At 32.0% G+C, this 26,176-nt stretch carries 22 protein-coding genes; 13 read left to right on the top strand and 9 right to left on the bottom strand.

Annotation, left to right across the window (positions count from 1 at the left end):
• The first annotated feature begins 36 nt into the window (after positions 1–36).
• The gene (locus SJY43_RS10850; protein ID WP_396600760.1) at positions 37–2,529 is read left to right on the top strand and encodes a DUF5916 domain-containing protein; all 2,493 of its coding nucleotides are present in this window, start codon (positions 37–39) and stop codon (positions 2,527–2,529) included.
• Positions 2,530–2,578: 49 nt separating this feature from the next.
• Positions 2,579–3,241, top strand: a complete 663-nt coding sequence (locus SJY43_RS10845) for an ABC transporter ATP-binding protein (protein WP_396600759.1) — start codon at positions 2,579–2,581, stop codon at positions 3,239–3,241.
• Here the strand turns inward: SJY43_RS10845 and SJY43_RS10840 are convergent.
• A complete protein-coding gene (locus SJY43_RS10840; protein ID WP_396600758.1) occupies positions 3,238–4,404 on the bottom strand; it encodes an MFS transporter in 1,167 nt (388 codons plus the stop codon). The genes SJY43_RS10845 and SJY43_RS10840 overlap by 4 nt on opposite strands.
• A gap of 85 nt (positions 4,405–4,489) precedes the next feature.
• Between SJY43_RS10840 and SJY43_RS10835 the strand changes: the two genes are divergently transcribed.
• Together SJY43_RS10835 and SJY43_RS10830 are read left to right on the top strand one after the other, a co-directional pair.
• Positions 4,490–5,275 (top strand): TIGR02757 family protein, encoded by a 786-nt coding sequence (locus SJY43_RS10835; protein ID WP_396600757.1) that lies wholly within the window; start codon positions 4,490–4,492, stop codon positions 5,273–5,275.
• 63 nt (positions 5,276–5,338) lie between these two features.
• Positions 5,339–6,535 (top strand): ATP-binding protein, encoded by a 1,197-nt coding sequence (locus SJY43_RS10830; RefSeq protein WP_396600756.1) that lies wholly within the window; start codon positions 5,339–5,341, stop codon positions 6,533–6,535.
• Positions 6,536–6,869: 334 nt separating this feature from the next.
• On the opposite strand, the gene SJY43_RS10825 is transcribed toward SJY43_RS10830, so the two are convergent.
• Positions 6,870–8,759, bottom strand: coding sequence for a peptidase M61 (locus SJY43_RS10825; protein WP_396600755.1), 1,890 nt, complete (start codon positions 8,757–8,759; stop codon positions 6,870–6,872).
• Between the two features lie 87 nt (positions 8,760–8,846).
• On the opposite strand from SJY43_RS10825, the gene SJY43_RS10820 reads away from it, so the two are divergent.
• The 8 genes from SJY43_RS10820 (at position 8,847) to SJY43_RS10785 (ending at position 17,015) form a co-directional block, all read left to right on the top strand.
• Positions 8,847–9,854 (top strand): glycosyltransferase family 2 protein, encoded by a 1,008-nt coding sequence (locus tag SJY43_RS10820; RefSeq protein WP_396600754.1) that lies wholly within the window; start codon positions 8,847–8,849, stop codon positions 9,852–9,854.
• A gap of 289 nt (positions 9,855–10,143) precedes the next feature.
• On the top strand, positions 10,144–12,069 hold the full coding sequence (locus tag SJY43_RS10815) for a BatA domain-containing protein (RefSeq protein WP_396600753.1): 1,926 nt from the start codon (positions 10,144–10,146) through the stop codon (positions 12,067–12,069).
• Positions 12,066–13,319, top strand: a complete 1,254-nt coding sequence (locus SJY43_RS10810; RefSeq protein WP_396600752.1) for a dihydroorotase family protein — start codon at positions 12,066–12,068, stop codon at positions 13,317–13,319. The genes SJY43_RS10815 and SJY43_RS10810 overlap by 4 nt, the downstream gene beginning before the upstream one ends.
• Positions 13,320–13,323: 4 nt before the next feature.
• Positions 13,324–13,662, top strand: coding sequence for a hypothetical protein (locus SJY43_RS10805; protein WP_396600751.1), 339 nt, complete (start codon positions 13,324–13,326; stop codon positions 13,660–13,662).
• A complete protein-coding gene (locus tag SJY43_RS10800) occupies positions 13,663–14,319 on the top strand; it encodes an alpha/beta hydrolase (RefSeq protein WP_396600750.1) in 657 nt (218 codons plus the stop codon). It begins immediately after the preceding gene.
• A 250-nt stretch (positions 14,320–14,569) separates the two neighbouring features.
• Positions 14,570–15,496, top strand: coding sequence for a hypothetical protein (locus tag SJY43_RS10795; RefSeq protein ID WP_396600749.1), 927 nt, complete (start codon positions 14,570–14,572; stop codon positions 15,494–15,496).
• Positions 15,497–15,683: 187 nt separating this feature from the next.
• Entirely contained in the window at positions 15,684–16,292 is a 609-nt protein-coding gene (locus tag SJY43_RS10790) for an outer membrane beta-barrel protein (RefSeq protein WP_396600748.1), read from the top strand.
• Positions 16,293–16,496: 204 nt separating this feature from the next.
• Positions 16,497–17,015, top strand: coding sequence for a YybH family protein (locus SJY43_RS10785; protein WP_396600747.1), 519 nt, complete (start codon positions 16,497–16,499; stop codon positions 17,013–17,015).
• 403 nt (positions 17,016–17,418) lie between these two features.
• On the opposite strand, the gene SJY43_RS10780 is transcribed toward SJY43_RS10785, so the two are convergent.
• The 5 genes from SJY43_RS10780 to SJY43_RS10760 form a co-directional block, all read right to left on the bottom strand.
• Positions 17,419–18,123, bottom strand: a complete 705-nt coding sequence (locus tag SJY43_RS10780) for a response regulator transcription factor (RefSeq protein WP_396600746.1) — start codon at positions 18,121–18,123, stop codon at positions 17,419–17,421.
• 2 nt (positions 18,124–18,125) lie between these two features.
• On the bottom strand, positions 18,126–19,658 hold the full coding sequence (locus tag SJY43_RS10775) for a sensor histidine kinase (protein ID WP_396600745.1): 1,533 nt from the start codon (positions 19,656–19,658) through the stop codon (positions 18,126–18,128).
• Between the two features lie 175 nt (positions 19,659–19,833).
• Positions 19,834–20,448 carry a dephospho-CoA kinase gene (gene coaE / locus SJY43_RS10770; protein ID WP_396600744.1) on the bottom strand — a complete coding sequence of 205 codons (615 nt, stop codon included), beginning with the start codon at positions 20,446–20,448 and terminating at the stop codon, positions 19,834–19,836.
• Positions 20,445–21,404: a YbbR-like domain-containing protein gene (locus SJY43_RS10765; protein WP_396600743.1), complete on the bottom strand. Its 960-nt coding sequence runs from the start codon at positions 21,402–21,404 to the stop codon at positions 20,445–20,447. Before SJY43_RS10765 ends, coaE begins: the two co-directional genes overlap by 4 nt.
• Complete coding sequence (locus tag SJY43_RS10760; RefSeq protein WP_396600742.1) at positions 21,404–22,411, bottom strand: glycosyltransferase; 1,008 nt, start codon at positions 22,409–22,411, stop codon at positions 21,404–21,406. The genes SJY43_RS10765 and SJY43_RS10760 overlap by 1 nt, the downstream gene beginning before the upstream one ends.
• A 289-nt stretch (positions 22,412–22,700) precedes the next feature.
• Here SJY43_RS10760 and SJY43_RS10755 point away from each other — a divergent pair, with 289 nt between their 5' ends.
• On the top strand, positions 22,701–23,348 hold the full coding sequence (locus tag SJY43_RS10755) for a hypothetical protein (protein ID WP_396600741.1): 648 nt from the start codon (positions 22,701–22,703) through the stop codon (positions 23,346–23,348).
• 223 nt (positions 23,349–23,571) lie between these two features.
• Here SJY43_RS10755 and SJY43_RS10750 read toward each other — a convergent pair whose 3' ends face one another.
• Both SJY43_RS10750 and recN read right to left on the bottom strand, forming a co-directional pair.
• The gene (locus SJY43_RS10750) at positions 23,572–24,390 is read right to left on the bottom strand and encodes an enoyl-ACP reductase (protein WP_396600740.1); all 819 of its coding nucleotides are present in this window, start codon (positions 24,388–24,390) and stop codon (positions 23,572–23,574) included.
• A 119-nt stretch (positions 24,391–24,509) separates the two neighbouring features.
• Positions 24,510–26,162, bottom strand: coding sequence for a DNA repair protein RecN (gene recN / locus SJY43_RS10745; protein ID WP_396600739.1), 1,653 nt, complete (start codon positions 26,160–26,162; stop codon positions 24,510–24,512).
• Positions 26,163–26,176 lie beyond the last annotated feature (14 nt).

Genomic DNA, 26,176 nt, shown 5'->3' with positions numbered 1-26,176 from the left:
TTACGTGACTAATAACATCATCAATCAATCAAAAAAATGAAGCAAGTATCATTATTAATGCTGGTCTTATGCATTTTTGCTCAGCTTGAAGCTCAGAACAAAAAATCATACCAAATAACCAGAACATTAAACGCACCAAATATTGATGGTGTACTAAACGAAAGCATTTGGGATAATTTACAAGTTGCTACAGATTTTATTCAGTTTAGACCAGAAGTTGGAAAATCGCCCACTAAAGAAAAACGCACCGAAGTAAAAATGTGTTATGATGATAATGCTATTTATATTTCAGCATATCTGCACGACAACCCTGAAGACATTATGCGCCAATTTACCCAAAGGGATAATTTTGGACAATCTGATTTTTTTGGTATGATATTCAATCCAAACAATGACGCGCAAAACAATACAGAATTTTTTGTGTTTAGCACAGGAACCCAAGCTGATGCTGTCGAAAACCCGAGTAATGGTGAAGATTTTGGGTGGAATGCCGTTTGGGAAAGCGCCGTAAAAATAGTAGACGATGGTTGGATTCTTGAAGTAAAAATACCATACCGAGCACTTCGCTTTACGCAACAAGAAGACCCAACTTGGGGTATTCAATTTCATAGGCAATTTAGAAAAACAAGATCGCAATTTTCTTGGAATGCTATAGATGTTACTAAAGGCGATTTTGGATTTTATAACGCCGAATTAAAAGGTCTAAAAAACATAGTCCCACCAACACGACTTAGTTTTTATCCGTACGCCTCTGGACTTGTAAGTAGTTATGACGGAGATACAGACACCGATTTTGCGGCAGGTCTAGATATAAAATACGGCATTACAGAAAACATCACTTTAGATGCTACACTAATTCCAGATTTTAGCCAAGCAGGTTTTGATGATGTAGAGTTAAACCTAGGGCCTTTTGAACAACAGTTTACAGAACAACGCCAATTTTTTACTGAAGGTGTTGATTTATTTAGTAAAGGAGACTTATTCTACTCAAGGCGTGTTGGTGATAATCCATCATTATACCCAGAAACAGAAGATGATGAAGAATTAGTTGATTTTCCCGATAAAGTTCAATTATTAAATGCAGTAAAAATATCTGGTAGAACAAAAAAAGGTTTAGGCATAGGATTCTTTAACGCTATTACAGAAAAAACATCTGCAACTATTGAAAAAACGGAAACTATAAACGAAAACACTCCTAGCGAATCTACCATAAAAACAAAAAGAGATGTTTTAGTTGAACCACTTGCTAACTACAATATCATGGTATTAGACCAACAGTTTAACAAAAATTCTTCGGTAACGCTAATAAATACAAACGTTACAAGAAATGGTGATTTTAAAGATGCTAATGTTACCGGGTTGCTATTTGATTTAACAAACAAAAAAAACACATACGATGCAATTGCTGAAGTAAAAATGAGCTCCTTTAATGATGTTGCAGATAAAGCTAATGGATATAGCGCTAGAGCCGGTATAGGTAAAAGCAGCGGAAAATTTAGATATAGCGCCATTTATGATTATGCAGATGAAAATTATGACATTAACGACCTAGGCATACTCTTTAGGAATAATTATAGAAATTATGGTGCAGAAATGAGTTATAGAATTTTTGAACCCACAAAAAAACTTAATAGCTACCAAATAAATGGTTGGCTTAACCATAAATATTTAGCAAATCCTAATACATATACAGGAACCAATACTGGACTTAATTATTACGCTACAACAAAAAAATTACACACTTTTGGTATTAATTGGAATTGGAATATTGGTGATAATCATGATTATTTCGAGCCTAGAAATGGTTTTGACAGCTATTTCACTACCAAAGATTATACACAAACTAACTTATGGATATCTTCTAACTATAATTTATTTTTTGCCATAGATGCTAATTTTGGGTATGCCTTATATTTTGACAAAGAAAGACACAACTTTAATAATTATTGGTACGGTATTAACCCACGTTTTAAATTTAACGATAAGTTTTTACTTGTTTTAGGATATGAATATGATGATTATACTGCCGATAGAGGTTATATAAACAACCAAGAGGTTGACGGCGAAATTATTTTTGGTCAACGTGAACGTATCGAAACAGAATTTAGCATTTCTGGAAGTTATAACTTCGACCCGTTCAAGGCTTTAACATTAAGCTTTAGAAATTATCTAAGTCGTGTTACTTACGATAACCAAGTTTATAACCTGCAAGACAACGGAAGTCTTTTAGTCTCTAACACAAACACTAAATATACTATTGGCGAAGATGACGATTTTAACCCAGATGCTAATTTTAATACTTGGAATTTAGATTTTAGTTATACTTGGCAATTTGCTCCTGGAAGTCAGTTAACAGCTTTATACAGAAACCAAATATTTAATTTCTCAAACAACTCGCAAGACAGTTATTTCGATAGCTTAAATACACTATTCGATCAAGAAAAACGAAACACATTCTCTTTAAGATTGGTGTATTTTATTGATTATAATGATGTTAAAAATGTATTCCGTAACAAAAACAGTTCTTAATTGTGGGTAACAGTTTAAAGTAGTAAATTCACCCTATTATTTTTCACCAATGATTCAAGCAACAAACATTCATAAATATTACGGCGATTTACAAGTTTTAAAAGGTGTAGATATCCAGATTGAAAAAGGCGAAATTGTATCAATAGTTGGTGCCTCTGGAGCAGGAAAAACAACTTTGCTACATATTTTAGGCACGCTTGATAAAGCCTCTTCAACAACGGGTTCAGAATTAAAAATAAACAATACCAGTATAAACACGTTAAAAGATAAAGCACTCGCTAAGTTTAGAAATGAGCATATTGGTTTTATATTTCAATTTCACCAATTACTACCAGAATTTACAGCCATAGAGAATGTGTGTTTGCCAGCATTTATAAAAGGCACGAATAAAGCTGATGCCGAAAAACGCGCTAAAGAACTTTTAGATTTTTTAGGATTATCGCATAGATACAATCATAAACCCAACGAGCTTTCTGGAGGTGAACAGCAACGTGTAGCCGTGGCTAGAGCTTTAATTAATAATCCGGATTTAATTTTTGCCGATGAACCTTCTGGTAATTTAGATAGCGAATCTGCTGAAAATCTTCACAACCTATTTTTTAAACTTCGAGATGAATTTGGACAAACATTCGTTATAGTAACTCACAATGAAGACTTAGCAAATATGGCTGACAGAAAATTAGTTATGGTTGATGGTAAAATAACGAATTAGCCTTTTTTATACAGCGCATACAATCCAAAAGCGGGTCCAATAGCCAATACTAAAAATAAATATTTAGCCTCTATTATAATTTGTAAATAACTTACTAACTGAATACTAACAATAGTAATAGCAAAACCTATAGAGTTCACTATTGTTAATGCAGTTCCTTTTGATTCTGAGTTTGCATTTTGTGCCACCAAAGTTGAAAATAATGGTGAATCTGCAATTACAACAACACCCCAAAACATTAAGAACAATACAAATACAAATTCGGAATTAACCATAAAGAACAAAGGCGATATTAAACAACAAATACCCGATAGCGTAAGTGCAATACCGGCCACTTTTTTAGGCGTAAATCGTTCAGATAAATACCCAGAAACTACACACCCAAAACCACCTATTGCAATAATATAAAAACTATACAAAGGAATATTTAAATGTATATCTTGATGGAATTCGGTATACAATTTTAAAAACACAGGAACAAAGGCCCAAAACGTATACAACTCCCACATGTGTCCAAAATATCCAAAAGCAGCGCTTCTAAATTTTTTAATTCTAAAAATTTTATAGAATACAGAAATATCAAATTTTTGTAGTGTTGTTTTATACGGTCCATCTGGTACTAATACAAAAATTAATACACCACCCAATAAAGCTAAACACGAGGTAACATAAAGCATATACTCCCAAAACACCGCACCATCAAAAGATTTTAACACATGAGGAAAAGCAGTTCCCAAAACCAACGCGCCAACCAAAAAACCTAAAGATTTACCTAAACCTTTCTCAAAATGATCGGAAGCAATTTTCATACCTACAGGATAAATACCCGCTAGAAAAAAGCCTGTTAAAAACCTGAGTAAAACCAAGCTAAATATAGTTTGAGAACCAAATGCAATTAACACATTAAAAACAGCAGCGATTACCGCACTAACCAAAAACACTTTAGATGGCGAAAATCGATCTGCAATAGTTAAAATAGCGAATATAAAAGTCCCGATAATAAAACCAAATTGAATTGCCGAAGTTAAATTCCCTAAAGCTGATGGCTCTAAATTAAAACTTTGCATTAAATCGCCTATAACGGCATTCCCTACAAACCATAGTGAAGTACAGCAAAACTGAGAAAAAACAATAACAGGCAAAATCACTTTTTTACTAATCATTCAATGCGTTTATTTATCAACTATTTTGTATTAAAGTGTTAAGTCTCCTTTTTGTTAAGCTAATTACAATTATTTTTGTTGAATTATGAAAGGAAAACAAATAAAACTAACTAAAGCCGAACTTAAAGAGTTTTTAGATGCTAAAGTTATTCAATATAATAATCCAGAATTTATTGAGAGCGACCCGATTCAAATTCCGCATGCGTTCCATAAAAAAGAAGATGTTGAAATTTCTGGTTTCTTAACAGCGACCATAGCTTGGGGCAACCGAAAAAGCATTATCAATAACGCAAATAGGTTAATGGATTTGCTTGACCAATCGCCTTATGATTTTGTAATGAACCACCAAGACTCTGATTTAGAAAAACTTGAACCTTTTGTACACCGTACTTTTAATGGTAATGATTGTGTACAGTTTATAAAATCTTTGCAACATATTTATAAAAACCATATTGGTTTAGAAGCTGTTTTTGCTAAACATGCTGAAACCAATTCGCTTCAAAACTCGATTTCAAAATTTAAATCTGTATTTTTTGAAATCGACCATTTACAACGCACTCAAAAACATGTGAGCGATCCATTAAAAAATTCGGCAGCAAAGCGTATTAATATGTTTTTACGCTGGATGGTCCGTAATGATAATACTGGTGTTGATTTTGGGATTTGGAAATCCATTTCTCCAGGCCTACTCTCCTGCCCTTTGGATGTACATTCTGGTAATGTTGCTAGAAAACTTGGTTTACTAAAGAGAAAACAAAACGATGGAAAAGCTTTAACTGAATTAGATACCGCTTTAAGAAAACTAGACCCGAACGATCCTGTTAAATATGATTTTGCTTTATTTGGTTTAGGCGTTTTTGAAGGGTTTTAAGCTTTTTTAAAAACTACCTCTCCATTTTTTATGAAAATTATATAATACTTTATATATTTATTTATGATAAAACCTGAATTCCCAGATAATGAACTTGACCGTTTAGAAGCAGTTAAGCAATATAATTTACTTGATACACTTCCAGAATCAGATTTTGATAATATAACAAGTCTTGTCGCTAATATATGTAAGGTTCCAATTTCGCTAATTACGCTTTTAGATACCGATAGAAATTTCTTAAAATCACACCATGGTATTGATTTTAACGAATCGCCTCGTGAGATTTCCTTTTGTGGACATACAATTTTGAGCGATCAACCTATATTTATAATAGAAGATGCTAAAAAAGATGAGCGCTTTCATGACAATCCTATTGTAGAATCATTTAATGTTTCATTTTATGCTGGTGTTCCCTTAATTAATCCAGATGGATTTCCTTTGGGCACCTTATGTGTTTACGATAACAATGCAAGAAAAATAACTGAAGAGCAAAAAGAAGCTTTAATAATATTGGCAAATCAAGTGGTTAAACTTTTTGAATTAAGGCTAAAAAACAAGGAGCTTAATGAAACACTTGAAACATTAGAAGAACGTTATAACACCTTAAAAACTTTTGCGAATAAGGTCTCTCATGATTTAAAGTCGCCTTTAGCAAATATCACATCACTTTCAAACCTATTTAAAGATGAATTAAAAATTTCACATCCTGAAATTGATTTGGAATATCTAAATTATATAGAAGAATCAGCCGACACGCTTAGAACGTATATTGATGGTATTTTAAAACATTATAAAAGCGAAAAATTACTTAAAAAAGATAAAAAAGTAACACAATTAGAAGCTGTATTTAATTCTGTAAAATCTATTTTAAGTTTGAATGATGATAACTTTAAATTATTAAAAACAGCTACTTTAAATAATGTAAATACATATGCCTTAGAGCAAATTATTTTAAATTTAGTTGATAACGGTTTTAAATATAATTTTAAACAATCACCTTTAGTTACAATCAATTTTGAAGAAAACGACATGTATTATGTGTTTTATGTAAAAGATAACGGAAAAGGTATTGAAGCCAATAAGCAAGACTCGTTATTTGATTTATTTAAAACAGCACATAAGGAAGACAATAACGGTAATAAAGGCACAGGAATTGGCCTATTCACAGTAAAAACGCTAATTAATAAACTTGGGGGCACTATTGAAGTGGACTCTGTTATTAATGTTGGAACAACCTTTAAGTTTACCATTGCCAAATAAATACTTATTGTTCGTTTTAATAATTTTATTAAAACACCAAATATGGGCTAGCTTTTACAATTGCTAAAGCGGATCAACCCGCGTTAGGCCTTCCTGCCGGCAGGTAAGGATTGAAACGGAATCCTTTTGTTTGCGCTAGTAAACACAAAATGACACTTTGAAAAATACTGGTCTTAAAAATGGACGCTAACATCTACAGGAAGGGCAAAAAAACAAAAGATATAGTGTAAAGCACGCCCCTTGTGGTAACGCCAAAAACTAGAAATACAAAAAAACGATTGACAAACATTATGTTCATCAATCGTTTATTCTTAATTGTAATTCTGAAATTATTTTAGCCTCTTAACCAAGCTTCGCGTAGCTCGTTTTCCGCTTCGGTAGTATTTGCTTTTTGCTTTAAAGCTTTTCCAGTTGTGTAACCTTGAGTTGTTGTTGTTTTTATGATAACTTCTTGACCATCTCTTTCTAACTTAACCTCAATATCGCGACCTGGCTTCCAACCAAAAACTTCGCCTAAAACAGCATTTGCGTTTTGAAGTGTAACCTCGGTACCATCAATAGATTTAATAATATCGTTTGGTTGTGCACCTTGCTCTTTCCAGAAACTGTTTTCTAGAACGCTGTCTATAAAAAAGATACCTCTTGTTGGATCTCCACTTACAATAGGCGCACCATTCATTAAAATATAATTGGCTTCTACCTTACCATCTGCGAATTCTAATCCTACTTTATCAAAAAATGAATTATAATTAATTGGAATATCTCCAACCACATGTGTGTTTAAAAACTCGCCTACAGATGGGTAGGTCATTGCTGTGATTTCTTCAATTAATTTATCGTCTTCAAACGGTTTGCTTTTTCCGTATTTATTAGATAGTTCTTTCATTAATGAAAGGATCCCTCTGTTTCCGCCGCTTTCTTCTCTCATAATAATATCAATACACATACCAATTAATGCACCTTTTTGGTACACGTTTAAATATTGGTCTTTGTAAGGTGCTTTTAAAACATTTTCGCTCATTATGGTAAAACTCATAGCATCGTTTAAACGTCTTGACCCATCAATTTTTCCCATTATTTTATTGTAGAAATCTTTCTCTTCAACTAAGCCTTGATCTACTTGAAATAAGGTTGCAAAATATTCAGTAACCCCTTCGTACATCCATAAATGCTTAGAAAATGTTGGGTTGTTATAATCGAAATAATGGACATCTTCTGAGTGTACACTTAACGGTGTTACAATATGGAAAAACTCATGAGATACTACATCTGTCATGCTTGAAGCTATCGAAGCTTCATCCATAGATTCTGGTAATACCACAACTGTAGAAGTGTGATGTTCTAAGGCTCCAAACCCTTTTGGAGAGTCATCGTTACCTTCAGATAAATACAAGTAAATATCATAACGCGGTGTTGCATTAATGTCTCCTAAATATGCTTTTTGAGCTTCCATCATTTTAAAAACAACGTCTTTAAGCGATTTTGCCGTATGCACATTATTTGGAGAGTAAACACTTAATACAATTTTAATATCGCCTACTTGAAACTCTTCAACATCAAGGTTACCATACATCATCGGGTTATCTGTAATATCGAAATATCTAGGAGCAAAATAACTTGTAGTTGTTGTTTTTCCGTCTTCACTAGTTTGAGAATTTACTTTTTGTAATGCAGATGTACGATCAAAATCTGTAGCAGCAGTAACATCCAGTTTATATTGGTTGCTCTTTAACGAATCAAAATATCCAATAAAACCATGTAAATTCAATACATAATTTTCGGCTTCTATATTTGTTCCTGCTGGAGAAAAAGGTGTATCTTTTCCAATACCACCGTCTAATTCAATATCATAAGTATCGTTAACTAAATAGGTAATTTTATCTAATTCTTTCGCATTAGCAATAGTCCAAGAATTGGTATCTACTTTGTTTACAGCCAATTCATTTCCTTTATAATCAAGGGCTTTAAAATCGTCAACATATTTACCAAAATCACTCACAGAGTAAGTACCTTGTATTACTCTAGGCAATCTATAAGTAACTGTTTCTTTTGTAAAACGACCTGGATTAATGGTTACAGGCGCTTTATCATCAGCAATGTTAGATAAATTTATTGAAGTTTCAATAGGTAAACTTGTTGCTAAATCGTTGCTAATAGTTTTAGTAGACCCACAGCCAACTAACACAGCACCAGCAAATAAAGCGAATAGTGATTTTGTATACATTAAATTAATTTTTATGTTTTTTTAATTGACGTGCAAATTACCATATTGTTACGGGCAGCTTTCTTAATGTTTTGTTAAATTCGCAGAATGCAAAACCCTTTAGTAAGCATATTAATTCCGTTTAAGAACACAGACGCTTTTATAAGCCCGTGTTTGCAATCAATAATTGCTCAAACCTATACAAACTGGGAGCTCCTTATTGTTGATGATAACTCAACAGACAAGAGTTTTTCTATAGTAGAAACCTTCGCTAAAGCAGACGATAGAATAAAGCTTCTAAAAAATTCTGGTAGCGGTATTATTGATGCCTTACAATTAGCATTTAAACGCAGTACTGGTGCGTTAATTACAAGAATGGATAGTGATGATGTGATGCAACCTAACAAACTAGAGGTTTTGGCAAATAGTTTAATTAACCAAGGAAAAGGCCATTTGGCCGTTGGGTTAGTTAATTATTTTGCTGAAGAAGGCATAAAAGACGGATACAAAAGTTATGAGCTTTGGCTGAATGCTTTAACAGTAAGCGGTGCTAACTATTCTGAAATTTATAAAGAATGTGTTATTCCGTCGCCCTGTTGGATGCTGCATAGAGACGATTTAATAGCTTGTAACGCCTTTAATCCAAATAGATATCCAGAAGACTACGATTTAGCCTTTCGATTTTATAAACATGGCTTTAAGTGTATTCCGTGTGATGTCGTTCTGCATGATTGGAGAGATTATAGCCATCGCACCTCTAGAACCGATGAGCACTATGCAGAAAATCATTTTATACCATTAAAACTGGACTACTTTTTAGAGTTAGATTATAATACTGAAAAAACACTTGTAATTTGGGGCGCTGGCAATAAAGGCAAGTTTATAGCCAAAACACTTATAGAAAAGCAAATTGATTTTGAATGGATTTGCGATAACCCAAAAAAGATTGGAAAAGATATTTACGGTAAAATTTTAAGGGCATTTAAAGATTTAGAAACCATTGAGAATCCCCAAAGTATTATAACTGTAGCTAATAAAGATGCTCAAGTAGAAATTAGAGCGTATTTAAACAAACTAGAAATGAAATCTGTTCATGATTATGTTTTCTTTTGTTGATTTTGTTTAGCTGGATTGCGGACACCCCTAAAGTCCCCTCGAGGGGACAAACCAAACCAAGTAGCTTAAAGAAAAAGAATTTTACTAATTAAGTTCTATTCAACACTAAAAAATCTAAAAAAGCACTCGCAATAATATCAACACGAACACTTTATCAGGATGAATTGTCCCCTTGAGGGGACTTTAGGGGTGTTTTTAAATACTATTCAATTTATTTCCGCTAGAATTAAGAAATTAATACGTTTATAAATTCAAATGCATTTTCTATATTTGGGCAATCTAAAACAACATGCAGTTTAAACACCCAGAACTTCTTTACGCTTTATTTTTACTGCTCATCCCTATTATTGTTCATTTATTTCAGCTTCGTAAGTTTCAAAAAGTAGACTTTACCAATGTGGCTTTTCTAAAAGAAGCAACACTTCAAACACGTAAAAGTTCGCAAATTAAAAAGTGGTTAATTCTGTTAACGAGACTATTACTTTTAGCAGCTTTAGCTTTTGCTTTTGCGCAACCGTTTACATCAAAATCAAATAGCTTTAAAACAGAAAAAGAAACTGTAATTTATTTAGATAATTCTTTTAGCATGCAAGCCAAAGGTAATCAAGGTGAATTACTAAAACGAGCCGTGCAAGACATTATTTCTAATGTTCCAGAAAACGAAAATATATCGATTTTCACAAACAATACTATTTTTAAAAACACAAGTATAAAAGCGATTAAAAACGATTTATTAAAACTTGAATATTCACCAAATCAATTCACCGTCGAAGCGGCTTTATTAAAAAGCAACACCTTTTTTAATAATAAAAGTAATACTTTAAAAAATACCATATTAATATCTGATTTTCAAGAAGATGAATCACAAATAATAAACAAAGAAGATACACTTTTAAATTTAAATTTTGTTAAATTAAGCGCTATTAACAAAAACAATATTTCGGTTGATAGTCTTTATATTTCAGACTCCAATCCTACATCCGTAGAGTTAAAAGTAATATTAAAAAACAGCGGTATCTCAATTGAAAACTTACCTGTTTCATTATACAATAACGATAAACTTATTGCTAAAACTTCTGTCGCTATTGAGCAAGATTCCGAAACCACTTTTTCACTTCCAGTTAACGAAACTATAAATGGAAAAATAACTATAGATGACGCTAATCTTCAGTTTGATAACACCCTTTACTTCAACATAAATAAAGCCTCAAAAATTAATGTTTTAAGCATTAATAATAGTGACGATGCTTTTTTAAAACGCATTTATAACGCAACTGAATTTAACTATAATGCAACACCAATAAATCAATTAAATTACAACCTTATTGATGCTCAAAATTTAATTATTTTAAATGAGCTAAATAATATACCTGTTGCCTTGGCTTCTGCATTAAATCAGTTTACAAAACAAAATGGCTCACTCATTATTATACCATCAAAAACAATCAATAACACGTCTTATAATCAATTTTTGGCGAATTCTAATAGTAGCTTTAGTGATTTAGTGTCTTCTGAAAAACGCATTACCACCATAAATTATTCACATCCTTTATACAACAACGGCGTTTTTGAAAAGCAAGTTAAAAACTTTCAATACCCAAAAGTGAGTAGCTTTTATAACTTAACGTCCTCTAACCTATCTTCAGTTTTAAAATTTGAAGATGGTAAAACATTCTTAGGTCAAAGACAAAACACTTATATTTTTTCTGCAGCCTTAAACACAAACAATTCTAGTTTTAAAAACTCGCCATTAATTGTACCAACACTATATAATATCGCGAAACAGAGTTTTAAAATTCCCGAGTTATATTACACTATTGGTAAAGACAATAGTTTTGATGTGGAGACAAAAATGCAGCAAGACGCTGTGTTATCCCTTGTAAATAATGATATAAATATTATACCTAAACAGCAATATTTTAATAATAAAGTGGTGGTTAATACTTCTGAATCTCCAGCGTTTGCAGGAACATATTCTATACAAAACAAAAATGAAATCGTTAAAAACGTGAGCTACAATTATAGCAGAAACGAAAGTAATTTATCTTACCGAGATCTTTCTGCTTTAGAGCATGTCACCGTTAGCGATTCTATCACTAAAGTTTTCGATACTATAAAAAGTGACACAAAAGTTAACGCGCTATGGAAATGGTTTGTTATTTTTGCATTAGCGTTATTGATTATTGAAATGCTCATCTTAAAATTCTTTAAATGAACATACTTATAAAATCGGCCACAATCATAGATTCCAAAAGCGAGTTTCACAATACAACTCAGGATTTATTAATTGAAAACGGCAAGATTACTAAGGTTTCCAAAAGCATTAAAAATCCAAAAAATTACAAAGAAATTAATCTCGAGAATCTTCATATTTCTCAAGGTTGGTTTGATAGTAGTGTGAGTTTTGGAGAGCCTGGCTTCGAAGAACGAGAAACTATTAAAAACGGATTAAAAACGGCTGCACTATCTGGTTTTACAACCGTTGCCGTAAATGCCAACTCAAATCCGGTAATAGACTCTAATGCTAATATTACATTTTTAAACTCCAAAGCTGGCAACCATGCTGTAAGCTTATTACCCATAGGCGCGCTAACGGTTGGTAGTAAAGGTGAAGATTTAGCCGAGCTTTACGATATGAGTACTGCTGGCGCCGTGGCTTTTTACGATTATAAAAAACCAATAGCAAACCCAAACCTTATGAAAATTGCTTTGCAGTATGCTAGTAATTTTGATGGTTTAGTATGCTCGTTTCCTCAAGAAAACAAAATTTCTGGACACGGTGTTATGAATGAAAACATAACAAGTACAAAGTTAGGACTTAAAGGTATTCCAGCTTTAGCTGAAGAATTACAAGTGGCAAGAGATTTATTCTTACTGGAATATACAGGCGGAAAATTACACATTCCAACCATTTCTACAGCAACATCGGTAGCTTTGATAAGAGAAGCGAAAAAGAAAAAACTAGATGTTACTTGTAGCGTCGCCATACACAACCTTTACTTTTCTGATGCTGTTTTAACCGACTTTGACACCAATTACAAGGTTTTACCACCGCTAAGAATACAAAGTGATATTGATGCTTTAATTGATGCCGTAAAAGACGGCACCATCGATATGGTAACCACAGACCACAATCCTATTGATGTTGAAGAGAAAAAGATAGAATTCGATCATGCTAATTATGGAGCGATAGGTTTAGAAAGTGCTTTTGGAGCCTTACAAACCATCTTTACAACCAAAAAGACGATTGATGTGTTAACCAAAGGAAAATCTAGATTTGGTATTGAAACATCACCTATAGCCATTGGAAACACAGCCAACATGGCACTTTTTAATCCAGATACCAAATACACGTTCTCTAAAACAGATATTATATCGAAATCTAAAAATGCCATTTTTGAAAACGAAGCTTTAAAAGGACACGTTTACGGTATAATTGCAAACAATCAAGCGGTTTTAAAATAACAACATGACAGAACAAGATATAGATAAAGGACGCCAAAACGCCATAATAAGTTACATCACCATATTTGGAGTAATTATAGCGTATTACCTAAATAATGAAGATGATAAAAAAAGCCCTTTCGCTAGTTTTCACATTAGGCAATCGTTAGGCTTATGGCTAACATTTTTTGCTCTTGGTTATATTATTGGCAGCTTTAATAGCTGGCTAATTACATCATCATTTTACTTGTTTTTTGCTGTACTTTTTATCTATGGTTTTACAAACGCTATGGGCAGAAAAACACAACCTGTACCACTTGTTGGAAACCTTTATCAACGTATATTCTCTAATTTAGGATCTTAAATGTTAAATAACACACTCTCTTTACACCATATAATTCGCGAATCTAGTTTAACCGAAAATGCACCATTACTTATTTTGATGCATGGTTATGGAAGTGACGAAAACGATTTGTTTTCGTTTGCTACCGAGTTACCCGAAGAACTTTTTATCATTTCTGTAAAAGCACCATACCCTATGCAACCTTATGGAAATGCTTGGTATGCCATTAATTTTGATGCTGTAAAAGGCAAATGGAGTGATAATGAACAAGCTATAGAATCTAGAGATTTAATCGCTAAATTTATTGACGAAGCCGTTGCCGCCTACCCTGTTAACAAAAACAATGTATCGCTTTTAGGTTTTAGTCAAGGATCTATTTTAAGTTATGCCGTGGCACTTACCTATCCAGAAAAAGTAAAAAACATTGTTGCGCTTAGTGGTTATATTAATAAAGATATTTACCCTGAAGGTTTTGAAACTAGAGATTACTCTAACCTAGACTTTTATTGCTCTCACGGAAGCGTAGACCAAGTTATCCCTGTAGATTGGGCCAGACAAACCCCTGCTTTTTTAGAAGGTTTAAATATTAAACACCAGTACTCAGAATTTCCTGTTGGACATGGTGTGGCACCCCAAAATTTTTATGAGTTTAAGGAATGGTTGATGAAACGTATTTAAAATTTCTTAGCGAAAAAACAATCCTCTTTACAAAGTTAATTACAATATTAAACTAGAATTTTGACTTTTTCATTGATTACGTATTTTATATATCAAAATTCAAATTCTTACAATTCTAATATACAAAATACACAACACCTTAAGTCTAATCACATCAAGTATATAGAAAAAGTACTACAATTCAATCTATTTTTATATATTAGCATTAACTGCACATATATATGTGTTAGCTGCAAGTTGAACAAAAATTATGCTGAACAAAGTTGAATTCTCGGATTTATATAAATTTCTAACCTCTGTTGGGTTAATTATAATTGCATCTGCATTTTTAATTCCTTGGTTGTTTATGAAACAAGAAATCGGACTTCTTATTTCTGAAACTGAATATAACGAACTCGTTAAAAGTTCAAAAAAATTGACTGATAATAGAATCAAACTTGGCTTATTTATAACAAAAGCCATTCCTTACATTTCGGGAATCTTATTTGCACTCGGAATAATAATTAGCACTATTGGTATCAAAAAATGGAAAAGGAAACAGGATACTGTTGACGAAACTGACCAGTTAAAACTAACAGAATTAAAAGCTAAAATTAACGAGCTTGACTCAACTGAAATAGAGCAAAAAGCAGAAGAAGAAGTTAAAAAAGAGATATCAATGACTTCTACTAATTCAGATAAAGAAAATGAACAGACTGAAATTGAAGAAAAACCAACAATTGATATTGAAGAATTAAAATCGAATCTAATAGATATGGAGAATCTATTTTTTAAGAAAATAGTTGACTTTAATTCATTCGTTTACGAACCAAAATCAAACATTAAAATTGATAATCAGTTTGAAATTGATATTATGCTTAAGTCATTGGATATAGCCAAATATCCTGACATTCTAATAGAAGTAAAGTATATTCAAAACAAACTAAAATTTTCAATTGTCCAAGACGCTTTTAGAAATCTTACAAAAGCATATTCTAATTTAAGTAAGACAAGAAAAAAAATAAATACATACTTAATCGTTGTCTATAAACAAGACATTGCAGAAAGAGATGAAATAAATCGATTTTTATCAGCTGTAAATGATTATTCAGCTAAATTCAATCGGAATATATACAAGTTTATAGTTATGAGTGATAATGAAGCGAATAACTTTGACATTAAAAAAATTGTTAAATAAAACCAGCAGCTAACAATGGCTATAAGTAATTGCTTGTTCTGGCCTACTTCTGAAAATCCTAGCGGATTTTCAGCTTTGTGTATACTTGCAAAGTTAAGTGCTAAACCACGCAACTACTCATAGCCGAGACCGTTGGCATTAATTTAAACTCTAGTAAAAAAAATAATAATTTTAAATATTTTTGAAAATGAAACATTTCTTTATATGCGTTATTTTGGTTTTAAGTCTTAAAGGATTTTCTCAAGACTTTAATTATGGATTGTTAATTGGCGGAAATGTTTATGATATAGAAATTGATGGTCCAATAAGTGGAGGAACTGCAAATAGTGATATTAATTTAGGATTATTTGGAGAATATATTATGAACGAAAACTTCGGTTTAAAACTATACGGTATATACAACTCTACAAACGAAGCTAGTAGTTATGACATACCTAATGCTGGACGAGTTTTTGACAAAGTAAGATTAAAAACATTACAAGCACATTTATTGACAAAATTTGATGTAAATAAAGAATATAACAAAGGATTTTATTTAACAGGAGGATTTAGACTGAATTCGATTTTAGATAAAAACGCTTCTAAAGACCAAGAACTTCTTGAAGGCTTTTTTAAAAAATCAAATGTGGGTGTTCTACTCGGATTCGGAGTTAATTTTTCTAAAACACTAAGTGTTGAAATTTTAGCAGATCGAAATTTAACTAATACTTTGGATAGTGAAAACAATACGGCTAAAAATTATGGATTTTATTTGAATTTATTATTTGATATAAGTACTTTGATTTCAAAAATCTAATGCCAACACCGTATAAAAAAATTGCTAGTTTTAGCTAAACCAATATTAGTTGCTCGTTTGCTAGCTTCTGATTTTCATTCGGAAAATACTCTCAAAAAAACCGCGCTATTCTTACATATAAACGTTGTGGCACATTGCGGAAATCAGTCTTCATAATATTATTTGTAACTTGTAAACAGCTATTAACCAATTATATATAAAATAATGAAAACAAAAATGACATTTGTATTGATTATGATTTTCGGAATTGTAATTACAGGATGCAAACAAAAAGAAGAAAAAGTTGAAGTTTTAGAAGTGAAAATTGATTTAATCAATGATGAATTTCCTGAAGCAAAAAAGGAAGTAATGCAAACCTATGACGCAATTGTTCAAAGTATTAAAGAAGGAGATATTGAAAGGCTTATTTCTTTACACGCCTACAGTCCAAAGTTTACAGAATTCAAAAATGGAGAACTACGCAATGGTGGAGAAGCAAATGAAACATACGAACGAAATATTTTTAGCTCTGTGACCGAAGTGGTAAAATTCGATTCAAACGATTTTAAGATTGCAGTTTATGGAGATGTTGCTAATGTAACTTTTCATTCTGATTTTCATTTTAAATTCGGGGAAGACCTTGTGGTAGTTAATGACCAAATTACTCTACTATTTGTAAAAACAGAGAATGGTTGGAAATTGGTTCACGAGCATCATTCACCTTTGAAAAAAGAGGAAAAATAAAACGTACTACAACAAAGTACTGTGGTAAAAAACAAATGAAACCTTAGTAATTTCTTTCTCTAGTAACAATAACAAAAAGCATTTTTTTTAGATAAAAAATGACTCTGTGTTGAAAACTAACTATAACAAACTAACCCGCGTTAGGCCTGCCTGCCGGCAGGCATGGATTGCAGAGAAACATTTATGTTCATGAATTCATTATTTTAAAATATAAACGCATGAATAAAAGCCCGCAGCGACCTTTTGGGAGCGAGGACTTGTAACGTAAAGCCCGACCCTTGTGGTAACGCCCAACTTCTCGATATATCCCGAATTAATTTCGGGACACTCGAAGTGACAATACAACAAACAAAAAAAATCCAGCAAAATGCTGGATTTTTTAATATCATAAAATTAGTGCGTTCTAACTATTTACTACCAATCTGAAACCTTCGCCGTGTATGTTAAGTATTTCTACTTTATCGTCTAGTTTCATGTACTTACGTAGTTTGGCTATGTAAACATCCATACTACGTGATGTGAAATAATTATCGTCGCGCCATATTTTTGTTAATGCTAATTCTCGAGGCATTAAATCGTTTTCATGCAATGCGAGTAAACGTAATAATTCGTTTTCTTTTGGTGATAGTTTTACGGGGTCTTTCCCATCGAACTTCAAGAAACGTAGTTTTGAATTTAAATCGAAACGCCCAATTTTAAACTCAAATTGTTTACTATCTGAAATCGTTTCGGTGGCTTTACGTTGGATGATGGCTTTAATTTTCATTAAAAGCACTTCGCTATCAAACGGTTTATTTAAATAATCGTCTGCTCCTACTTTATACCCTTTTAAAACGTCTTCTTTCATCGTTTTAGCGGTTAGGAATATAATAGGCACATCGGTGTTTTTCTCTCTTATTTCTTTAGCTAAAGTAAACCCATCTTTATAAGGCATCATAACATCTAGAATGCACAAATCGAAATCGTCTTTTTTGAATTTCTCGAAGCCTTCCATACCGTTTTTGGCATGTGTGACTTCGTAATCATTCATCATTAAATAATCTTTAAGCACGGTTCCAAAATTTGGATCGTCTTCAACTAATAATATTCTTTTTTTAAACTCTTCCATAGTTATGATATTAGTGGAAGCTTAATTATAAATGTGCTTCCTTTGTCTTTTTCTGATTCTACTGATACATGACCTTGATGGTCTTCTACAATTCTTTTAACGTACGCCAAACCTAATCCGTGACCTTTTACGTTATGAATATTTCCGGTGTGTTCTCTATAAAATTTTTCGAACACACGCTTGGCAGCTGCTTTACTCATGCCACTACCATGATCTTTTATTTTTACTATAATATTGGTCCCAACATTTTCTGTATACACTTCAATTTCGGGAGCTTCTGGAGAATACTTTATGGCATTATCCAGTATGTTTACTAATACATTGGTAAAGTGTGTTTCGTTTGCTAATACCGAATCTTGTTCGGCATTAAGAAATGTTTTTATATAGCCTTGTCTATCTTCGACTATAAGCTCTACGTGTGTTAATGCATCTTCAATTAAGTCGTGCATCTCTACCCTATCCTTACTAATGTTTAGCTCGTTTTTTTCTAGTTTAGATATACGCAGCACATTTTCTACTTGTGCGTGCATACGTTTGTTTTCATCCTTGATCATTCCAAGATACCTCAGAACTTTTTCTTTATCGTCAATAATTTTAGGATTCTTAATAGAATCTATTGCCAAGTTTATTGTCGCTATAGGCGTTTTAAACTCATGCGTCATGTTATTAATGAAATCTGTTTTAATTTCTGAAATTTTACGTTGTTTCACCAATTGAAATAAAGCACTTGAATACGCTAATATAATAATTGATGTAAAAATTACCGACAACAAAATCATACCAATAATACCCGATAAAATAAACTTCCTATCGTCTGGAAAGTTTACTAATAACCTATACGGTGTCTGATTGTTTTCATCATAAAAGATAGGCACTTTAAAGGTTGACTTTTCTTGGTAATCAAAATTATCACTTTGCACTTTTGTTGCTAAATCGTTGCCGTAAATTGCAAATTCAAAATCTATATCTATACCGTCTTTCTTAAGCTTTTCTGATAATAACGATTTTATTTCTTTTTCTGAAACTCGTTTATGTATTGGTGTTCTTTTAGAAAGCTCTTTAAAGTTTTTTTCAAAACTTAAACGTTGGGCTTCATCAATAGTTCCACTTCTAATAATTTTAGAAATAGGACTGTCAATATCTTTATTATCGATAGTTGAATTGCTATAAATTTCGGTAGTAGATTTTCCTATGATGTTTGTAATATCAAGACTATCTAAACCAATGTCAAAGAGCGAAGAAGATAGTTTATAGTTTTCTTCTAAAACATTACTTCTATAGACAAGTGTTTCTTTTGTGCTGTTATTTTTTTGATAAATTAACAACTGCGAAACGGCGTCTTTATCTGCTTTTTTCTCGCTATCTAAGTTAAAAAACTTAGAAAAATATTTTTCCGATTCGTTTTCTTCAATGGTGTTAGAAACATAATTTAATGCTTTAACCACATTAAATTTAAAGCGCTCCTTTTCGTTTTCAACCGAATCGTTAATATAATATGCTTGAATAGCAATAATACCAACTAGAGACAAACTCATAAGTATTATTAGCAAGATGAATAACTTTTTGCCCATCAATCAAAATTAACATTTTAACATTTAGAAATCTTATGTTTTAACCTTACATTAACAAAAATGTTAAAATTTAACATAAATAAATATACTTTTATTTAGATTCCCATTTTCTAGGGAATTACAATTTAAACAGAAACCTCTACGTAGAACGGGAGGCGTTCTTTTTCGACTCAACTTTTTCTAGAAGTTTTTTATGAGTTTTAACAACTTGATCTATTGTGTTTTCAAGTACCGTATTTTCAATTACAAAATGAGAGTGTTTTAGCTTCTCTTCATCTGTCCATTGATTTTTCATGATCGCTTCAATTTTCTCTTCTGAAGTATCGTCTCGTTTTAGCAAACGCTTTATTCTAGTTTCTATTGGAGCAGTAACCGTAATTACAAAATCGCATGCTTTATCACCACCGTTTTCAAACAGAATGGCCACTTCTTTAATCACATAAGGCGCATCTTGTTTTAATGCCCATTTCTCGAAATGCCTTGCCACTTTTGGATGCACAATAGCATTCATTTTTTGAAGATATGTTTTATCGTTAAAAATAATATTTGCCAAATATGGTCTGTTTAATTCCCCATCTACATAAGCTTGGTCTCCAAATAATTTAATAAGTTTTCTTTTGATTATTTTCGACCTTTTCATTAAGCTTTTAGCTTCATCATCTGCAATATAAACAGGAATACCTAATTTAGAAAACTGCTTTGCAACCGTTGTCTTACCACTACCTATACCGCCTGTGAGTCCTACAATTATCATTTTGTAATTATAAATTCTATACGTTGTTGACTAATTTTTGCATGCTGCACTAAATCTGGTGTTTTAACCAGTTCTGGAACTAAAAAAGACTGGCTTTCACTTGTTGTTTTATTAAAATCGCAAACGGCCTTAAAATCTTTAGCTGTAATGGATTTAAAGTTACTTAAACTCACATAATATGAAACGCTAACTACTTTAGGAAAGTATTTTATTTTAGCATTTTTAGGCGCATTAATTACCGAAATAGGAATTTTTAATGTGCCTTCTGTGAATTTTTCTACTTGAGCCTTTAATAACACTTGCTTTGTTGAAAATTTTAAATCGGATACGTTTTCTGGTAACTTAATGTTTACGGTTTCAAGTAAATCTGCTTTTACATCTTTAAAAACAACAGCCTCTAATTCTAAATCATGTATTTCTGAAACTAATATATTTGGGCCTACAATGGTTACAGAATCTGGCTCTATGCTTACGGCACCCGTCATATTAAAACCAGGACTAAAACTTACATCTGCATCATATAAAACAGGCACTTTTTTTACCATATTCACACCATACCTAAACGTTATTGGATCTGGTTCTATATTGAGAATCTCTACTTGTTTATCGAATTGCGTGTTATTTAGATAGGCTTTTGATTTGTTCCAAACAAAGATGTTATCTTTCTTATTAACGTCTTTACTAAAGTCAATTTTTATTTTTGGTTTAGAAAAATAATAGTTTAACCATTTAAAACCATGTGTTTTTAAGGTGATGTTTATTTCTGAAGAATCGTTAAGAATAATGTTTTCTTGAGGCACATTTAGCTTTTCAACATCAAAGGCAATTGTATTCGTGTATTCTTTTGAAAGCTTAGTAAACATGAGAATAACAAAAGCAAGAAACAGAAATAAAATGAATACATTGATTCTTTTATTTTTAAATGATTTGATAATATCTGCTTTTAGTTTCTTCATTATTTTAATTTAAAAAATAATTTAGGAAAATGCGTTTCTGGTGTTTTTTTTAATACTGAAACGGCTAAAGTTGATTTTAAAAACCCGTAACCATAACCAAAATACTGAATTAAGATTGCAGGAATAGCCAATACCGAAACCACAATGCTTTTAGTACTAAATAAAGCCAACACAAATGCAATTACAAAATACAACCCATAACCTAGTAATAGCCATTTAAAACCTAACACAAAGAATAAAACAGCACATACTAAACCTAAACTAAATACGGTTGGAAACCAATATGTTAGTTTTTTGGTTGATGGATGCCACTTATTTAAAATAGGACGCACCATGCCAAATTTATTGACTTGCTTATAAAAATTACTCCAAGAAATACGGCGTTTATGATACACAAAGGCTTCTGGAATTAACTTGGTTTTATAACCTAAATTCCATAACCTGATTGACAAGTCTGGGTCTTCTCCTGGGTGAATTCTACCAAAACCTTTAGAGTCTTGAAATGCCTTTTTTGAAAGCCCCATGTTGAAACTTCTGGGTTGAAAGGTGTCGACACTTTTTTTATTTCCTCTGATGCCGCCCGTTGTAATAAAGGACGTCATTGAAAAATTAATGGCTTTTTGCAGATTTGAAAACGAATCGTGTGCTGCATCTGGACCACCAAAGCAATCTACATAATTTGCTTGTAAACTCTTATTGGCTTCTAGTAAATAGTTTTCGGGCAAAATACAATCGGAATCTAAAATGATAAAATAGTTGCCTTTGGCGTGTTGCATCCCGAAGTTTCTTGAATCTCCTGGTCCTGAATTTTCTTTAAAGAAATAGGAAATATTCAGCTTGTTATTAAACGCGTCGACTACAGTTTTTGAGGTTTTAGTTAAACCGTCTTCTACAATTACAATCTCAAAAGGAATATCGCCATGTAACGCTTCAAAACTCTCTAAAAGTTCTTGAATTTCGTCTGGACGATTATAGACCGGGATTATAAATGAATACTGTAATTGCATATTACAAATGTAATTAATACTCTTTATACCTGTGTTTAATTTTTGGGGTAAATTATAATTGGTTTGTGTTTTGAAATCTTGTTTTTATTGGTTGTTACCCCAAAAATGAATAGATTTGATTTATTAGGCACAAACTAATAAGTGTATGTTTAAGTTTGTTTACCGGAACTCGTTTTCAAACGAGTACTAGCCAAGCGAGTACTAAAACCTTTAAGTGGTTAACTCCATGCTAAATAAAACTTTTAAGCATTATTTTGAAGATGATTATTTGACTAATAAAACTTTTAATATGAAACTTAAAGCTCCAAAAAAAAATTACGCAAAATGTCTATCATTCTTAATTATGATATTATTTTTTGGATTTACATCTTGCAACACTCCAAAGTATACCTACATGTTTAAAGAAGGTAAACATTTAGACTTTTCAGAAGGCAAATGGTTATTAAATAGATCTAAATCTAACTCCAGGGTTTTTGATACGGAACTTTATAATAATTCAGAAGAACAATTTAAAGAGATTCTTGGCTCATCTTTGTTAGAAATAGTTGATGTTAGACTTACTAATATAATAGCACCAGAAATTTCATTTGATTTAAATAAAGAGGAGCTTATCAAGCTCCATAAAGATTCAGGTTGTGACTTTCTTATTAACATAAAAGGAAATGTGATATCTGAAAATGCCGGGAGTCTTTCATTTCCATCAAATAATTCAGATTATTATGCTACTAATGAAGCATCCGTTTCTATTAAAATATATGATTTAAAAAATGGAGAGATTATATCGTCTTCACAAGTAAACGGGAAAGTTGTAGATCAAGGTTCCGAATTTAATAGCAGTAATGACTTCCCTATTCTTTCAACAAGTGCACACACTACAATGTTAAAAGGTGCAAAAAGGTTGATAAATAAATACAAAAAATATCAGATAAATAATTAACGTAAAAGAATAAACCATGTCCTTTTGATTAATTACTAAGCTAGCGGATAGGTGCGGGAGCGATAGTAGTGGTTAGCTTTTGGCGAGGCGCGCATCGAGCCTAAACTAGTAACGGATAGCGTAGTTTTTATTTTTTCTATAAAAACCCGCCATAATTATTTAATTCTAAAACATAAAAAAGCCACCTAACATGAGGTGGCTTTTTACTATATGAATTTGTATTTTATTCTTCTTCTTTCATGAAAGTTTCCATAACGGCTGTACTAACGCCCATGTTACTAAATCCGCCATCGTGGAATAAGTTTTGTAACGTTACGCGCTTAGTTAAATCGCTAAACATAGATACCGTATAGTCTGCACAGTCTTGTGCGGTTGCATTACCAAGTGGCGACATTTTATCGGCATAAGCAATAAAGCCATCGAACCCTTTTACACCACTACCAGCAGTTGTTGGTGTTGGCGATTGAGAAATGGTGTTTACACGCACTTTTTTATCTCTACCAAAGAAATACCCGAAACTACGTGCTACGCTTTCTAAATAGGCTTTGTTATCTGCCATATCGTTATAATCTGGAAAAACACGTTGTGCAGCCATGTATGTTAAAGCTACGATACTTCCCCACTCGTTCATAGCATCTGCTTTGTAAAGTGTTTGCATTACTTTATGAAAAGACATTGCAGAAACATCTGTTCCCTTTTGCGTCCATGCATAGTTTTGATCTGTATAATGTTTTCCTTTACGTACGTTTATTGACATACCAATTGAATGTAAAACGAAATCGATTTTACCTCCAAGAATTTCCATAGATTGCTCTACAAGGTTTTTTAAATCTTCTTCTGAAGTAGCATCTGCAGGAATAATTTGCGAACCTGTTTTTTCGGCTAACTCATTAATTTGTCCCATTCTCATGGCAACGGGAGCGTTTGTTAAAACAAATGTACCGCCTTCTGCATGAACACGTTCTGCTGTTTTCCAAGCAATTGAATTTTCATCTAATGCTCCAAAAATGATTCCCTTTTTTCCTTTTAATAAGTTATACATATGTATTGGTTTGTATGTTGATATGTTATTTAATTATAGCTCGTAATATAATAGTGAGCAAATATAATATTAAAATTATGATTTTTATAATAAGATTCTTGCCCTACAGTAACGACAGGCTAATTGAGTAACTCTTTGGCGTGAGCAATTGCCGATGTAGACATTTCTGTACCACCTAACATTTGTGCAATTTCTACAATACGCTCATCATGATTTAATTTAATTAAATTAGTTTGTGTTACCTCATTTACATCTTCTTTATACACTTTAAAATGCGAATGCCCTTTGGCTGCCACTTGCGGTAAATGCGTAATAGAAAATACTTGCATGGATTTACTCATTTGCAACATAATATCGCCCATTTTATTTGATATTTCGCCTGAAACACCTGTATCAATTTCATCGAACATTATGGTTGGTAACTGGATATATTTAGCTAAAACTGATTTTATAGCGAGCATAATTCTAGAAAGCTCTCCTCCAGAAGCTGCTTTTTTAAGTTCGTTGAAACTCCCGCCTTTATTGGCTGAAAATAAAAATGACAATTCATCTTTACCATTTTCAAAATAAGTATCGCCATAAACAGCTTCAATATTAAATTGCGCATTCGGCATACCTAAATCTACTAATATAGTTTCTAATTGTTTTTTTAACTGCGGAATAACTTTTAAACGCTTATCGTGAATGTCTTTTGAAATCGTATTTAATAACGTTTCTTGTGAGGCAATTTCAGATTGTTTTTTCTGAATAGTATCGTCAAGGTTTTCGGTAACAGAAACTTTTTCTTCTAACGCGTCTTTAATTACAATTAATTCTGAAACATTTGAAGCAACATGTTTTTGCATTAAACTATGAAGTATTTTGAGCTTAGCATCTACCACTTCTAACCTATTTGGGTCTGCATCAATATGTTCTTGAAAATCGTTTACTTCACTATATAAATCATCCATTTCAATTAAGCTACTATTAGCCCGATTGAATAACTCTTCATACTTAGAAGAAAACCCAGATAATTTTTGAAACACATTTTTTAATGTGGTTAAAGCATTAATAACGCCTAAATCGTCATCACTTAAAAGTTGATCGGCTTCTGAAAGCTTTTCTTTGATTCCTTCAATGTTATTTAATGTTTCATATTCTTCTTCTAAGGTTTCAACTTCACCTTCAACTAAATTTGCTTCGGTTAATTCATTCAATAAAAATGAATTATAATCGTGTTCTTTTATAGCTTCAGCCTGAAAATCTAATAATTCTTTATATTCTTTTTGAAGTGTTTTATAGGCTTTTAATTCTGCTTTATATTTTAATAATGCTGCTTCATTATTAGCCAACGCATCTATAACTTGAAATTGAAAATCGTTACTGGTTAATTGAAGTGTTTGGTGCTGCGAGTGCACATCGATTAATCTTGCACCCAACAATTGTAAACTACTAAGGTTTACTGGAGAATCATTTACAAAAGCTCTTGATTTTCCTGAAGGTAAAATTTCTCTACGGATTATAGTTTGCTCTTCATAATCAAAATCTTCGGCCTTAAAAAGTGATTTCAACTTGTAATTTGAAATATTAAAAACCGCCTCAATAATACATTTTTGTGATGCATCTTTTAAACTACTTAAATCTGCTCGTTTACCAAGTATTAGCGATAAACCGCCAAGTAAAATAGATTTCCCTGCTCCTGTTTCACCAGTTATAATTGAAAAGCCATCATTAAAATCGACATGAAGACTATCAATTAAAGCGTAATTTTTTATAGAAAGTGAGGTTAGCATGTTTTTAGTTATCA

Origin of the sequence: Algibacter sp. R77976 (assembly GCF_044594645.1) — a bacterium.
Lineage (GTDB): Bacteria > Bacteroidota > Bacteroidia > Flavobacteriales > Flavobacteriaceae > Algibacter_B.
The sequence above is the reverse complement of the archived record's forward strand: the minus strand, read 5'-3'. Positions and strand labels throughout refer to the sequence as shown.

Bases quoted from the DNA above. Each gene is read 5' to 3' on its own strand.
- SJY43_RS10850 (WP_396600760.1), top strand. From the start codon at position 37: ATGAAGCAAGTATCATTATTAATGCTGGTCTTATGCATTTTTGCTCAG.
- SJY43_RS10845 (WP_396600759.1), top strand. From the start codon at position 2,579: ATGATTCAAGCAACAAACATTCATAAATATTACGGCGATTTACAAGTT.
- SJY43_RS10840 (WP_396600758.1), bottom strand. From the start codon at position 4,404: ATGATTAGTAAAAAAGTGATTTTGCCTGTTATTGTTTTTTCTCAGTTT.
- SJY43_RS10835 (WP_396600757.1), top strand. From the start codon at position 4,490: ATGAAAGGAAAACAAATAAAACTAACTAAAGCCGAACTTAAAGAGTTT.
- SJY43_RS10830 (WP_396600756.1), top strand. From the start codon at position 5,339: ATGATAAAACCTGAATTCCCAGATAATGAACTTGACCGTTTAGAAGCA.
- SJY43_RS10825 (WP_396600755.1), bottom strand. From the start codon at position 8,759: ATGTATACAAAATCACTATTCGCTTTATTTGCTGGTGCTGTGTTAGTT.
- SJY43_RS10820 (WP_396600754.1), top strand. From the start codon at position 8,847: ATGCAAAACCCTTTAGTAAGCATATTAATTCCGTTTAAGAACACAGAC.
- SJY43_RS10815 (WP_396600753.1), top strand. From the start codon at position 10,144: ATGCAGTTTAAACACCCAGAACTTCTTTACGCTTTATTTTTACTGCTC.
- SJY43_RS10810 (WP_396600752.1), top strand. From the start codon at position 12,066: ATGAACATACTTATAAAATCGGCCACAATCATAGATTCCAAAAGCGAG.
- SJY43_RS10805 (WP_396600751.1), top strand. From the start codon at position 13,324: ATGACAGAACAAGATATAGATAAAGGACGCCAAAACGCCATAATAAGT.
- SJY43_RS10800 (WP_396600750.1), top strand. From the start codon at position 13,663: ATGTTAAATAACACACTCTCTTTACACCATATAATTCGCGAATCTAGT.
- SJY43_RS10795 (WP_396600749.1), top strand. From the start codon at position 14,570: ATGCTGAACAAAGTTGAATTCTCGGATTTATATAAATTTCTAACCTCT.
- SJY43_RS10790 (WP_396600748.1), top strand. From the start codon at position 15,684: ATGAAACATTTCTTTATATGCGTTATTTTGGTTTTAAGTCTTAAAGGA.
- SJY43_RS10785 (WP_396600747.1), top strand. From the start codon at position 16,497: ATGAAAACAAAAATGACATTTGTATTGATTATGATTTTCGGAATTGTA.
- SJY43_RS10780 (WP_396600746.1), bottom strand. From the start codon at position 18,123: ATGGAAGAGTTTAAAAAAAGAATATTATTAGTTGAAGACGATCCAAAT.
- SJY43_RS10775 (WP_396600745.1), bottom strand. From the start codon at position 19,658: ATGAGTTTGTCTCTAGTTGGTATTATTGCTATTCAAGCATATTATATT.
- coaE (WP_396600744.1), bottom strand. From the start codon at position 20,448: ATGATAATTGTAGGACTCACAGGCGGTATAGGTAGTGGTAAGACAACG.
- SJY43_RS10765 (WP_396600743.1), bottom strand. From the start codon at position 21,404: ATGAAGAAACTAAAAGCAGATATTATCAAATCATTTAAAAATAAAAGA.
- SJY43_RS10760 (WP_396600742.1), bottom strand. From the start codon at position 22,411: ATGCAATTACAGTATTCATTTATAATCCCGGTCTATAATCGTCCAGAC.
- SJY43_RS10755 (WP_396600741.1), top strand. From the start codon at position 22,701: ATGAAACTTAAAGCTCCAAAAAAAAATTACGCAAAATGTCTATCATTC.
- SJY43_RS10750 (WP_396600740.1), bottom strand. From the start codon at position 24,390: ATGTATAACTTATTAAAAGGAAAAAAGGGAATCATTTTTGGAGCATTA.
- recN (WP_396600739.1), bottom strand. From the start codon at position 26,162: ATGCTAACCTCACTTTCTATAAAAAATTACGCTTTAATTGATAGTCTT.